The organism is Shewanella sp. YLB-07, assembly GCF_009377275.1.
In genome coordinates, this window is record NZ_VOQB01000018.1 from 1 (window position 1) to 12,385 (window position 12,385).

11 protein-coding genes are annotated in these 12,385 nt (G+C 43.6%); 3 read left to right on the top strand and 8 right to left on the bottom strand.

Features of this window, described 5'->3' with window-relative positions; all coding sequences use genetic code 11:
- Positions 1–200: 200 nt before the first annotated feature.
- From FS373_RS27350 to FS373_RS27360, 3 genes are all read right to left on the bottom strand, one after another.
- Positions 201–767: a hypothetical protein gene (locus FS373_RS27350; protein WP_152831037.1), complete on the bottom strand. Its 567-nt coding sequence runs from the start codon at positions 765–767 to the stop codon at positions 201–203.
- Between the two features lie 98 nt (positions 768–865).
- Positions 866–1,216 carry a ribonuclease E inhibitor RraB gene (locus FS373_RS27355; RefSeq protein ID WP_152831038.1) on the bottom strand — a complete coding sequence of 117 codons (351 nt, stop codon included), beginning with the start codon at positions 1,214–1,216 and terminating at the stop codon, positions 866–868.
- A gap of 111 nt (positions 1,217–1,327) precedes the next feature.
- On the bottom strand, positions 1,328–1,675 hold the full coding sequence (locus tag FS373_RS27360; RefSeq protein WP_152831039.1) for a hypothetical protein: 348 nt from the start codon (positions 1,673–1,675) through the stop codon (positions 1,328–1,330).
- Positions 1,676–2,274: 599 nt separating this feature from the next.
- Here FS373_RS27360 and ltrA point away from each other — a divergent pair.
- A complete protein-coding gene (gene ltrA, locus FS373_RS27365) occupies positions 2,275–3,624 on the top strand; it encodes a group II intron reverse transcriptase/maturase (protein WP_152831040.1) in 1,350 nt (449 codons plus the stop codon).
- Positions 3,625–3,712: 88 nt separating this feature from the next.
- Here ltrA and FS373_RS27370 read toward each other — a convergent pair whose 3' ends face one another.
- Positions 3,713–4,126, bottom strand: coding sequence for a hypothetical protein (locus FS373_RS27370; RefSeq protein WP_152831041.1), 414 nt, complete (start codon positions 4,124–4,126; stop codon positions 3,713–3,715).
- Positions 4,127–4,235: 109 nt separating this feature from the next.
- A complete protein-coding gene (locus FS373_RS27375) occupies positions 4,236–4,622 on the bottom strand; it encodes a hypothetical protein (RefSeq protein ID WP_152831042.1) in 387 nt (128 codons plus the stop codon).
- A 344-nt stretch (positions 4,623–4,966) separates the two neighbouring features.
- Between FS373_RS27375 and FS373_RS27380 the strand changes: the two genes are divergently transcribed.
- Positions 4,967–5,926 (top strand): integron integrase, encoded by a 960-nt coding sequence (locus tag FS373_RS27380; RefSeq protein WP_144046990.1) that lies wholly within the window; start codon positions 4,967–4,969, stop codon positions 5,924–5,926.
- 973 nt (positions 5,927–6,899) lie between these two features.
- On the opposite strand, the gene FS373_RS27385 is transcribed toward FS373_RS27380, so the two are convergent.
- Positions 6,900–8,201 (bottom strand): anaerobic C4-dicarboxylate transporter, encoded by a 1,302-nt coding sequence (locus FS373_RS27385; RefSeq protein ID WP_144046989.1) that lies wholly within the window; start codon positions 8,199–8,201, stop codon positions 6,900–6,902.
- Between the two features lie 565 nt (positions 8,202–8,766).
- On the opposite strand from FS373_RS27385, the gene FS373_RS27390 reads away from it, so the two are divergent.
- On the top strand, positions 8,767–11,607 hold the full coding sequence (locus FS373_RS27390) for an ExeM/NucH family extracellular endonuclease (RefSeq protein WP_152831043.1): 2,841 nt from the start codon (positions 8,767–8,769) through the stop codon (positions 11,605–11,607).
- A 166-nt stretch (positions 11,608–11,773) separates the two neighbouring features.
- Here FS373_RS27390 and FS373_RS27395 read toward each other — a convergent pair whose 3' ends face one another.
- Both FS373_RS27395 and FS373_RS27400 read right to left on the bottom strand, forming a co-directional pair.
- Positions 11,774–12,094, bottom strand: a complete 321-nt coding sequence (locus FS373_RS27395; RefSeq protein WP_152831044.1) for a YdbL family protein — start codon at positions 12,092–12,094, stop codon at positions 11,774–11,776.
- Positions 12,095–12,123: 29 nt separating this feature from the next.
- Positions 12,124–12,285, bottom strand: coding sequence for a YnbE family lipoprotein (locus FS373_RS27400; RefSeq protein WP_152831096.1), 162 nt, complete (start codon positions 12,283–12,285; stop codon positions 12,124–12,126).
- Positions 12,286–12,385: the final 100 nt, after the last annotated feature.

Sequence of the window (12,385 nt, forward strand, 5' to 3'; positions counted from 1 at the left end):
AACTACAAGATCACAGAGCAACATTTACACTGGGCAATGATTGAATATATTAAGAAAATTCACTGTGCTGGGATGCCTCAATTATGAGGGGATCCCCCAGCGCCCTGCTAATAAGTGAACCATGTGCTGGCGGGCGATTTTCTCAGCAAATGGCGTGACAGCCTTGGTGCATCTGAATTTAGCAGCTTGTTATGCTATTTCTAATATTCAAATGGGTTCCTTTGCTCAATCTCTTTAAAAAATTTCGCCATCAAGAGCATTGCTGCATCGGAGTCACTTGATTGAACATCAACAAAAACGGAGTTTATTTCGTCAACCAACTGAATATATTCGTATTCTTTAACAATCACCCCTTTGTAAAGAATCTGAATATAAGCTTCGTATTCATGCTTTGCTGTGGTTGGAACAACTCCAAGGGTTAAGGCCATAGCCGCTAAGGTTGCCCCACCGCTTCCCTCTACGAATCTCTTAGACACCCCTAAATTGACATCAACAATCCAATCTAGTTCTGAGTTATCTAAAAATAATCCATTGAAATTTTTGGATTTACTGAACTCTCTGGAAACATACTCTGGCGTTCTATCATGGAGGTCATAACAAGTATTTGCATAACAGCCACTATCAATATGATGCCCGCCATTAACCAACAGGCCAATAGCAGGATATTTATTATCGATATCAATTTGATATGATTCAGGGGTTAATTTTGTTGTACTAGTACATGCACTCAATAAAAAAACGAGTACTAGCATATGTATAAATTTCATGAAATATCCTTGAGTGGCATAACGCTTAAGCTAAACGACGCACATTAGTGCGTCCAGTGGAGGCCGTCTTTTTGGCCAGAACGCGTTTAAGCGTATTGTTATAAGTCTTCTGCAGTAATAATTGTGCTTCCCCAACCGGAAAACTCGCAGCGAAAAATTGCTGCTATTGAGACCATATTTGCAGATAGCGAGCTAATAATTTCTTGCGTGACAGGAGTGTTAGTTATTGTAATTACTCTAAAGTTGCCATCTGCTTCTTCGACATGTGCATTCCCATATCGATTATCATTAATAAATGAGCAAACAGTTTCTGCCTTCTCCTTGTCAGGAGCTTCTATACAAAAATCTACATCATGAAATGCAGAAAAGACATCGCCCATTTCGTCACGCTTCTTCAGTAACTCTGAATCTTGATACGCGGAATCTAATAACTTTTCTACAATGTGCATTTTACTACCTTTGACTTATAACGCCGCCAACAACCGTGGAGTAGTTGGCGCGATTTGTTGCGACCTTTGCAAGAAACGCGACAGCTGACGGAGTCGGCTTGCTTGGCCTTGTTATGTTGGCGGTTGATAACTAGGTAAAAATATCATCAAGGTAACGCTAACCACCATCACATTCACGATATATAAACCAAAAATTAGAGTAAACACTTTTGCTTTGGTTATGTCTAAATAGTACTTGATGATGAAGAAGGTTATACAAACGGCTATGATAATGGCTAATTCATTCAAATACTGCGCACCTATAGCAGCCACTACAGAAACTCCAACCATAAGGGTACTTAAAATTGAGCTTCTTTGGCCTAATGCTTGATTTACACCTAACTTGGGCAAATAAAAGTATAGGCAAGCTGTAGTAGCTAAAAAGCAGGTAACTGTGCAAACGACATATAGAGCTACCATTGGCTCCCTCCTAAAACATAACGCCTACCAGCAGGGGCGCAGTTTACTGCGTCCTTCTGGCTGGTTTTGTGTACGCCCAGCATGGGCATGAACTAATGAGGTGAAAGTCCTCTGTAGGAAGGTCACCGTTTATTAACATGCTGTTATTAAACGTTAACTACTAGCGAATGGCAAGGGCTTATCCGTGAGGATTGGTCTGGAGGAAGCCGCTAGCAAATTTGCGAGCTGATGAACAAGAATATCATATGAGGCGTAGGCTAGAGATGAGTTGGCTAGAGATGAGTTGGCACAAGACGACGAAATCACGTGATCTAATGGCCACCGTAAATGATGCAGCAGTGCAAAGAAAGTTCATGTTCTTATCTGGGGAGATCTATTTAACACGCGATCGGTCATTAACCAGTGAGGCTCTGGTTTATAAGTGCCTTGGTTTTTCAGTGTCATCGACTGAAAAGAGCGAATCAGATGAAACCGATAGCGCATGACGGGGTAACTCGGCGTGTGATTAAGCAGAAGTCAGCAGACGGCATAGTAGCCCAACGCCCATCGTAACGGATGGGACATGGTGAAGGCCTGAACATTTAGAAGAAGGAGGAGTCTTGTCACACTTGTCGATACCCACTACGTCGCCAGACGATTACTATCAGCAGCGTATTGATCTGCAACCGGCCTTCAACAGCGATTTATTCCAGCAACTACTCGAACCTGAGAATTTACACCGAGCGTGGCGGCAAGTAAAAGCCAATAAAGGCGCGGCAGGTATCGATGGCATGACCATCGACGCCTTCCCACTTTGGATGCAACAAGGCGGTTGGCAACAGTGTAAAGCTCAATTTGAGAAAAGCGAATATCAACCCTCAGCGGTCAGGCGCGTAGAGATCGACAAACCCGATGGCGGTAAATGCAAATTGGGGATCCCTAACGTTATTGATCGCGTAATACAGCAAGCGATAGCTCAAATACTCACACCACTGTTTGACCCATTCTTCTCGACTAATAGCTTTGGCTTTAGGCCGAATAGAAATGCCAAACAAGCAGTACTGCAAGTTAGGGATATCATCAAACAGAAACGCAAATTTGCCGTCGATGTTGATCTGTCCAAATTCTTCGACCGAGTTAATCATGATCTGTTGATGACTCAGTTAAAGAGCAAGGTGCTGGATAAGCGTCTGTTGGCGCTTATTGGTAAATACCTACGTGCAGGTGTGATGGTTAATGACCAATTTGAAGCAAGCTTCGAAGGTGTACCTCAAGGCGGCCCACTCTCGCCATTACTATCAAACATTATGTTGGATAGTTTAGATAAAGAGCTGGAAAGCCGAGGGCATCAGTTCGCCCGCTACGCGGACGACTTCATCATCTTGATAAAGTCACTTCGCGCGGGTGAACGGGTACTCAAGAGCATTACTCATTACCTTGCCATTAAGCTAAAACTGGTTGTTAATAAACAGAAAAGCCAAGTGGTTAAGGTAGGTCAAAGCAAGTTCCTAGGTTTCACATTTAACCGTGGCAAGATCCAGTGGCATGCTAGAACATTACACATTTTCAAGCAAAAGATGAGACGACTGACGAACCGAAATTGGGGCGTGAGTATGGGTTATCAATTGTTTAAAGTGCGGCAATATATACAAGGCTGGATCAACTACTTTGGCATAGCCAATGCTTACCAAGGAAGTGTCGATTTAGACCATTGGATCCGTCGTCGGGTACGTATGTGCTACTGGCGTCAGTGGCGAAAACCACGGACTAAGGTGCAGAATTTACTTAAGCGTGGTGTCCAGATTCAAGTGGCCGTTGGTTGTGGTATCACAAGCAAAGGTCCATGGAGAAGTTCGAAAACACCAGGGATACAGCAAGCGCTGAGTAATGATTATCTTAAGAAAGCGGGTTTATGTTCACTACGAGATGGATGGATCGCAGTTCACTACTCTAACCAGAAATCCAGTTAGGCGTTCTAAATGAACCGCCCTGTGCGGAGCCGCATGCAGGGTGGTGTGGGGGCTGGAGGCTGGAGGCTAGATACCTCCGGCTACCCGATTAGCGCAACTTGGACCATGCGCTATTTTTACCACCTTTGAAAAGTAAGAAAAATAAAATAACAGCACCTATTAAACCGGTAAGAGCTGCTTTAATACCCAGCGTATAAAAATTAATGCCAAATGCAAGCACCACTACTGCACAGACACCAAAGACGCCCCACTTTTTGTTTTTAATGATTGCAAAGACAGATACAGCACTGACAACAGAGGCAACCATTAAAGTATAAATTATTGGCATTGTCATTTTTTGAGCCTGAGCGACAATGGCATCAGACATTAAATATGAGGTGGGAATATTTATAAGGGTCATCACAAACATAAACCAAAGCCATCCAGTCAGCCACTTGGAACGTTTCCACTCCCCATCTTCCATAATAAGATCAGACGTTGGTGAGTTATATGGATTAGTCATAATTTATCCTTGTGCGCTAACGCCCCTCTAATAAGTGAACCATGTGCTGGCGGGCGATTTGCTCAGCAAATGGCATGACAGCCTTGGAGAGTCTGAATTCAGAGGCTTGTTAAGTCACGAACCTGATGCCTAACAAAGATCCGATGTATGCAACTACGTTACAAAGTAAAATAAACAAAATAATTTTGACTACCAATAACCAAGCAAAAGAGCTTTTTCTGCTTTTGAATGCGTACAATAAAACACCTACAGGAGCTAGGAAAAGGACTAATACTTTATACATCGTCGATAGCTCAAACTTACGGAACCTTGCATCAACTAATGCCCACCAAAAGATTCCAAAAGCCAGCATTATGCTAGAGAACACACCAAACGTACTCCGAAAGGAAGCATCAACATATGGATTTACTTCAATTAATCCCACAAAAAAGAACACGGTTAATAAAAATACCAGAGGTGCATTGAGTGTAGGTAAAAATACTTGTTTTAATGACATAGCCTTCCTTAGCGACTTAACATTTTAATATACGGCAAGCGTGTTTCGCCAATGCCTCTTGGGAAAGTGTGCGTTATTAACTGTCAAAATATCCCAATGCAAACATGCTTTTATCTTAATCCATGGCAAATAGTATCCAATACACTTTCGGATAAAACTTAGTTGCACACTTTGCTTTCCGGTTATCTAGGCTGTTCAAGTTTGAACACTTTCATCTTACTGAATTTACACAACTTCTTTTCATATCACAATGGCAAAGCGTGAATAGACTCTTAAAATCTATCTTGATTTTTTTAAAACTTGATAATACTGTATAAGTGTACAGTGTTTTGTGGGTGCAACAAATGAAAACTTCAAGTCCATTTTTAGAGTCGGTTCGACAAGAGCTCCGTTTGCGAGGGTATAGTCTAAGAACGGAGAAAGCCTATCTGTATTGGATTAAACGTTACATACTATTTCATAAAAAAGCTCATCCAGAGACACTCTCTTCCGGTGATGTTAAGAGCTTTCTGAGCGGGTTAGCAAACAATCAAAATGTGGCTGTTAATACTCAAAAGGTAGCTCTAAATTCATTGGCCTTTCTATACCAACAGTACCTTAGAATTGAACTGGGGGATTTAGGTTTTAGCTTAGCGACAAAGCAACGGACTTTACCTACAGTCTTATCACCTAAAGAGGTGTCTCAGATACTGTCAAATATGGATGGAACTGCAAAATTGGTCGTAGAGATGCTCTACGGTAGCGGTATGAGGGTCAACGAGTGTTTAAGGTTAAGACTGCAAGATATCAATATAGATAATCTATCGTTAACAATCCGGGATGGGAAAGGAAATAAGGACAGGCAGACATTATTGAGCCAATTATGTTGTAGCAAACTATCTGCTTATATTGATAAATCCATTAAATTACAGAAAAAAGACAACAAAAATGGCTTTGGCCCATCGCTACCTTATTCTTTAGGGAAAAAGTACCCCAATGCTTTTCGTCAATCTGCTTGGATGTTTGTGTTTCCATCAACCCATATCTGTGAACACCCAGTGACAAAAATCCCTTGCAGACATCACCGTCATGACAGTAGCATAAGAAAATCACTTCAAAACGCAGTGAAAATGACCCACATAATGAAAAAAGTTAACTGTCATACTTTTAGGCACTCATTTGCCACTCACTTATTACAAACGGGAACTGACATAAGAACCGTACAAGAGTTACTTGGTCATAATGACATTAATACCACCCAGATCTATACCCATGTATTAGGTCAACATTATGCGGGAACCGTTAGCCCATTAGATGCTTTGTAATAGGCTATTAATCCCCCTAAACAAAAAAGCCACCAGCACTCTAGATTCAATCTAGAACTGCTCGATGGCTTTTGATTTTTCAGCTCAAGGCAGTCCTAAGCCACTCTCTGAGTCAGCTTCCAGCGCAATAACTGAGTTGGTAACTTTACGCCTTGTGAAGTCATGTTGTTTACTCCTCGGTTAAGGGAACAAATGGAGTCAGTGTAAACTAAAAATATTTAGCCATACGAGAGAGAAAAGTGCATAAAAGGTCGTACCTAGGCTGTGATACTCTAGGCATACAAGACCATGCACTGCACCCGCTGCAAGTGCCCCTGCGTTAGATAACAATGAAGTTATGACCTTCAATGACATATTCCAACAGCAAAGGTCACTGGATTCAGGCTCAAAAGCTCTGCCGGAATGACGAAATGTAATGACCAAAACAAAATGAACCAAGGTAAAAATGTAATCAGCCTTCATTTGAAGGCTTGGCCACTTTAGATCCGAAAGTGATTAGAGTAGGGCTCCATCTATTAGAACCCCAAAGCTACCGAGGTCGTTAATCGATAGCCATCAAACCTAGATGGTTAAACACTAAATTTATAAAACCAGTCCACCTATTAAGAAGCCCAAAGCTACAGAGGTGGATATGGTCACTAAACCTGCAATGAAGAACAAGCATGGTTAAACACTAAATTTATAAAACCAGTCCACCTATTAAGAAGCCCAAAGCTACAGAGGTGGATATGGTCACTAAACCTGCAATGAAGAACAAAGCATGGTTAAACACTAAATTTATAAAACCAGTCCACCTATTAAGAAGCCCAAAGCTACAGAGGTGGATATGGTCACTAAACCTGCAATGGAGAACAAAGCATGGTTAAACACTAAATTTATAAAACCAGTCCACCTATTAAGAAGCCCAAAGCTACAGAGGTGGATATGGTCACTAAACCTGCAATGGAGAACAAAGCATGGTTAAACACTAAATTTATAAAACCAGTCCACCTATTAAGAAGCCCAAAGCTACAGAGGTGGATATGGTCACTAAACCTGGAATGAAGAAAGGATGGTTAAACACTAAATTTCCGATGCGGGTTGAGCCGGTATCGTCCATCTCCACGGCTGCGAGTAGAGTCGGGTAGGTTGGTAGCACGAACAGGGCGCTGACCGCTGCAAATGAAGCGATGGCGGTGAGTGGGGCTACGCCTATTGCCAGAGCGGCTGGCATCAATGCCGTTGTGGTTGCACCTTGTGAGTAGAGCAACATGGAGGCGAAGAATAGCGTTACTGCCAGCATCCAGGGGTATTGATTAAGGATATCTGCGGAAAACTCTTTTATCTGGTCGATATGACTGGATACGAACGTATCACCCAGCCAAGCCACACCGAGTACACAGATACAGGCGCTCATGCCTGACTTGAAGGTCGCGGCATTGGCTATCTTAGATGCATCTATCTTAGTGAAGGTCACTATAGCTGTCGCTGCGGTAAGCATAAACACCATGATGGCATCGTTGCGGCCCAAGGTGGGGTTTTCTATGATATTGACCGCATCGGAAATCAGTGTGGCATAAACGATCACACAAACAATAGCAGTGATGAATATTCCGGTGGCCAACTTGGCCGTAGGCAGAATCTCTCTTTGAGTTTGCCCCTTAATCTTGATCAGGCCTTTGGCCAGTCTTTCCTGATAGATTTTGTCATCTTTTAGCTCACAGCCTAAGAAGTTTGCGACGAACGCGCCCACCATACAGGCGGTAAATGTCGTCGGAATACAGATGGCGAGTAAGGTTAAGTAACCCACACCTAAGGGTTCCAATAATCCGGAGAAGAAGACGACAGCCGCCGAGATAGGTGATGCCGTGATCGCAATTTGTGAGGCGACAACAGAGATACTCAAGGGACGTGAAGGGCGAATGCCTTGCTCCTTGGCGACTTCGGCTATGACGGGCAAGGTAGAGAATGCCGTGTGTCCTGTGCCTGCTAGCAAGGTCATGAAATACGTGACAATGGGCGCGTAGAAGGTGATGCGTTTGGGGTTTTTACGCAGAAAACGCTCGGACAAGTCGACTAGCCAATCCAGGCCCCCAGCCACTTGCATGGCCGCAATTGCCGCTATTACTGACATGATGATCAAGATGACATCTACGGGGATATGTCCAGTATCGACGCCCATAAACAGGGTCAGCACTAAGACGCCAGCGCCGCCGGCCAGTCCTATTCCTATTCCACCAATTCGCGCGCCAAGATAGATAAAAGCAAGCACAACAAAAAATTCTATAGCGATCATAAGTAACCTTAATTTGAAGCCAATTAGCGAAAATCCGGATGTCGAAGATATGTTAGACAAGTTAAACAAATTAGATTTTACTCCTGTTAATCCTTAAGTAGACGGGAGTAATTCACTATTTGTTTAAGCTGTGATGGGGCTCACGTGCTGTTTTGTCATAACTTGGTCTAGCGCACAAGTGAGATGCTGACAGGATAAAGATATGGGTTGCTTTGATAACTTGATCAGGTGTTATGCGAATTAAATATGATGTTTTTAACAAGATGATGTCTGTTGAGGCTGTAGACCAGTCATTCTTGATTTTTAAAGAATCAGCTTTAAGACTGATAGCCCGCAAGCACATTGATGTTGAAGCTTACCTGTAAAGATATTTGCACGCCCCTGATGTTTTAATCGATATAAAAAGTCATGCCAGCAACCTAAATACAACTTAAGTGCAACCTATTTGAAGCAAAACTCCTTTATAGTATCGACTGGTTTTTTGGAAAAATCCGGAGCAATTTGAACAAAAGAGTCAAATGCTCGAACAATAACTAGGTTAAATGGATAATATTAAGGGGTTAATATGTTTACCAAAGCAAGTTTACTTGCCTTGGCGATAGGTGGTGTTTCCACGTTCGCTCAGGCAGCCGATCATCTAATCATTTCTGAATATGTCGAAGGCAGTAGTAACAATAAGGCCATCGAGTTCTACAATCCTACTAATACTGATATCGATCTCAGCCAATACCAAGTCGAATACTATTTTAACGGTAAAACTGATGTGGGGTCGACCATAGTTCTGACTGGAACTTTGGCCGCGGGTCAGACTTATGTTCTTGCCGATAATGATGCTAATGCCGAAATTTTGGCTCTTGCTAATCAAGTGAGTAACTCGAGCTTTTTTAACGGCGATGATGCTATCGTCCTCAGAAAGTCGGGTGCGGTAGTCGATAGCTTGGGTCAGGTTGGCGTAGATCCTGGTAGTCAGTGGGGCAGCGGTGATTTGTCGACTCAAGACAACACGCTGCGCCGCGATCCCGCTCAGCTTATCGGCGATAGAGTTATCGACGATGAGGTGACCTTAGATACCTGGCAGGGTTTTGCCAAGGATGATTTTTCAGATCTTGGACAGTTTAATGCTGAGCCCACAGATCCCACCGACCCAACTGAGCCCACAGAACCTGTGACACTTGTGTGTAATGACCCATCCACGGCTATTCATGCCATTCAAGGTCAGACCGATACCAGCCCACTCAATGGTCAGCTTGTCGAAGTCGAAGTTATAGTCACCAGTAATCAGGAAGCGGGTCTTAAGGGGTTGTTTGTGCAGATGGCCGACAATGAAGTCGACGGCGATCCCTTGACCTCAGAAGGTGTGTTCGTCTATACGGGCAGCGCGACAGGTTATCTTGCCGGTGACCGTATTCGTTTTCAGGCTAAGGTGAAGGAATACAATGGCTTGACTGAGTTGACCGATGTGGCTGCTCATATACTCTGTGAGTCGGCTCAGGCGATGCCAACAGCCGCCATAGTGACCTTGCCAATCGATGAGACAAGTGATCTAGAAGCGTTCGAAGGGATGCGCGTCAGTTTCAGCCATAACTTAACGGTCAATGAAGTCTATAACTTAGGCCGTTATGGTGAGTTACTGTTAGGTAGCCAACGTCATTATATAGGTACTCAAGTTGCCGCCCCAGGCAGTGATGCACTGGCGGTAACTGCTGCTAATGCTAAAGATGCCATAGTGTTAGACGATGGACTGACATCGCAAAACCCAGATCCTGTGCGTTATCCGGCGCCAGGGCTAAGTGCATCAAATACGGTGCGTGTCGGTGATACCATCACAGGACTCGATGCGGTAATGCATTATGGTTTTGGTAAGTATCGTCTGATGCCTATGGATACGGTTAATTTCGTCGCCGAAAATACCAGAACTCCGGCGCCAATGCTCGCCGAAGGCGGCAATCTAATCCTTGCCAGCTTCAATGTGCTTAACTATTTCAATGGTGATGGTGCAGGGGCGGGTTTCCCGACGCCACGTGGCGCGGATACCGCTACTGAATTTACCCGTCAAAGAGACAAGATCATTGCCGCTATGGTCGCCATTAATGCCGATGTATTAGGTTTGATGGAGATAGAAAATGATGGCTTTGGCAGTGAATCAGCCATTGCCGATCTCGTCTCCGGCCTTAACCAGGCAATCGGTGAGACTCGCTATGCTTATGTCAGCGCAGAAACCGCTGCTGGCATAGGGACAGATGCTATCACTGTGGGTATGATCTATCGCCTAAACAAGGTGAGCCTGGATGGCGTGGCTAAAGTGCTTTCAAGTACTAATTCACCATTGGATGAAAATAATAACCCACTGTTTAACGACGGTAAGAATCGTCCTATGTTGACTCAAGCCTTCAGACACCTTGATAGTGATGAGGTGATTGTTGTTGCAGTGAATCACTTTAAATCTAAGGGCAGTGATTGTGATAGCTTAGGCGATCCCAATATGAACGATGGTCAAGGTAACTGTAATTTGACCCGCACCAGCGCCGCCGAGGCGGTCAGTCTCTGGCTAGCAGCTGAGTACGGTGAGGCCGATGTGTTAGTGATGGGTGATCTCAATGCCTATGCTCAGGAAAATCCATTAACAGCACTTAAAAACGCAGGGTTTACTGAGTTGTTCGACCATCTTGATAAAGAGAATGCATACTCTTATGTCTATTCGGGAGAGTCGGGTCAGCTGGATCATGCCCTGGCTAATGCTAGCTTGTTGGATAAAGTCATCGACGTAACCGAGTGGCATATCAATACCGATGAGCCAAGATTACTCGACTACAACGAAGAGTTTAAGTCAGATGCGCAGCTCGCTGATTTGTACAATAATGATGCATATCGCTCGTCGGATCACGATCCTGTGGTTATCTCTGTGTTGCTTGGTGAAGATAATATTGCTCCAGTGGCCAGTTTCACTGTGTCTATTGATGGTGCCGTGGTGACGTTTAATGATACCTCAGCAGATGAAGACGGTGAGATTGTGAGTTACTCATGGGAGTTAGGCGACGGCGCTGTCGCTGAGTCTGCTATGGTCAGCCATGAATATGCACAAGATGGCGATTATCTGGTGACATTAACCGTTACCGATAATGACGGCTTAACCCATAATGTCTCGCAAACCATCACCATAGATACACAAGCTGACAAGATTAAGCCTGTTGCCGTGATAAAGCATATCGACCTCTGGTTTATCGACCTGTTTGTGTCTATGAGCTTCGATGACGATGGCTATATCACTAAGCATAAGTGGAAGTTTAACGATGGCAGTCGTGCATCGGGTCCATTGGCGATCAAGTTTGCCAGTCGTGCTAGCAAGGTTAAGTTAGTGGTTAAAGACAACGATGGCCTCAAGGGGAAAACAAGCCTCAAGTTTTGATGCTTATTCTTCGAACTGAAATGCTATTAGATTGAGCCGTTAGAGTGACTTATATCAATCAATATTAACGTCGCTCAAAGCGACATAACAGAAAGCCCGCGTTCGCGGGCTTTCTTATGGCAGTAAATAGCTCAATCGATAGAAGAGATGGCTGTTTTTGAAACCACTATTTCTTAATCCACTTACCACTCTTAGTTTGAATATATAGGCCTTTCTTAGTGGCCCTCATCGCTTTTTCAGCCGCAATTTTAGCGACCTCTGTGATTGAAATACCATTTTTCTTGGCAATATTTTCATAATGGGCCTTACGCTTAGCATTGACCTGTTTAGCTAACGCGCTGGCATCCGGGCTACTTTTTACTATGCCTAAGTAGCCATTTGTTTGCTCACCCACCAAACCTTGAGACTTAGCGTCATGTAGCGATATGGCAAATGCATTTAGGCTCAGCAATAGTCCTGCTGCGAGCACCAATAATTTGGTTTTCATTTTGTACTCCTTAAATTCTATAGCCGAGATTAAAACAGTTCATCGTTGGTCAGCAACTCATCGAGCTCTTTATCGATTTTAATTCTGATCTCATGTTCAATCTTAACATTCAGATTGATCACTATCGGCTTGTCCGGTGGCTCAATCTTGATTGTGGGCGTACAGCCTGTGAGTGCCAGGAGAGCGATCATCGCGCTAATGGTCGTGGGCAGAATAGGCAGTCTCTTCACTGAGTGTTCCTTATTTTATTAATTAAACATTGTAGTAATTAGTATCACTATATCGCTTTGA

Coding starts and splice junctions, on each gene's coding strand:
- FS373_RS27350 (WP_152831037.1), bottom strand. CDS start 767: ATGAAATTTATACATATGCTAGTACTCGTTTTTTTATTGAGTGCATGT.
- FS373_RS27355 (WP_152831038.1), bottom strand. CDS start 1,216: ATGCACATTGTAGAAAAGTTATTAGATTCCGCGTATCAAGATTCAGAG.
- FS373_RS27360 (WP_152831039.1), bottom strand. CDS start 1,675: ATGGTAGCTCTATATGTCGTTTGCACAGTTACCTGCTTTTTAGCTACT.
- FS373_RS27370 (WP_152831041.1), bottom strand. CDS start 4,126: ATGACTAATCCATATAACTCACCAACGTCTGATCTTATTATGGAAGAT.
- FS373_RS27375 (WP_152831042.1), bottom strand. CDS start 4,622: ATGTCATTAAAACAAGTATTTTTACCTACACTCAATGCACCTCTGGTA.
- FS373_RS27380 (WP_144046990.1), top strand. CDS start 4,967: ATGAAAACTTCAAGTCCATTTTTAGAGTCGGTTCGACAAGAGCTCCGT.
- FS373_RS27385 (WP_144046989.1), bottom strand. CDS start 8,201: ATGATCGCTATAGAATTTTTTGTTGTGCTTGCTTTTATCTATCTTGGC.
- FS373_RS27390 (WP_152831043.1), top strand. CDS start 8,767: ATGTTTACCAAAGCAAGTTTACTTGCCTTGGCGATAGGTGGTGTTTCC.
- FS373_RS27395 (WP_152831044.1), bottom strand. CDS start 12,094: ATGAAAACCAAATTATTGGTGCTCGCAGCAGGACTATTGCTGAGCCTA.
- FS373_RS27400 (WP_152831096.1), bottom strand. CDS start 12,285: ATGATCGCTCTCCTGGCACTCACAGGCTGTACGCCCACAATCAAGATT.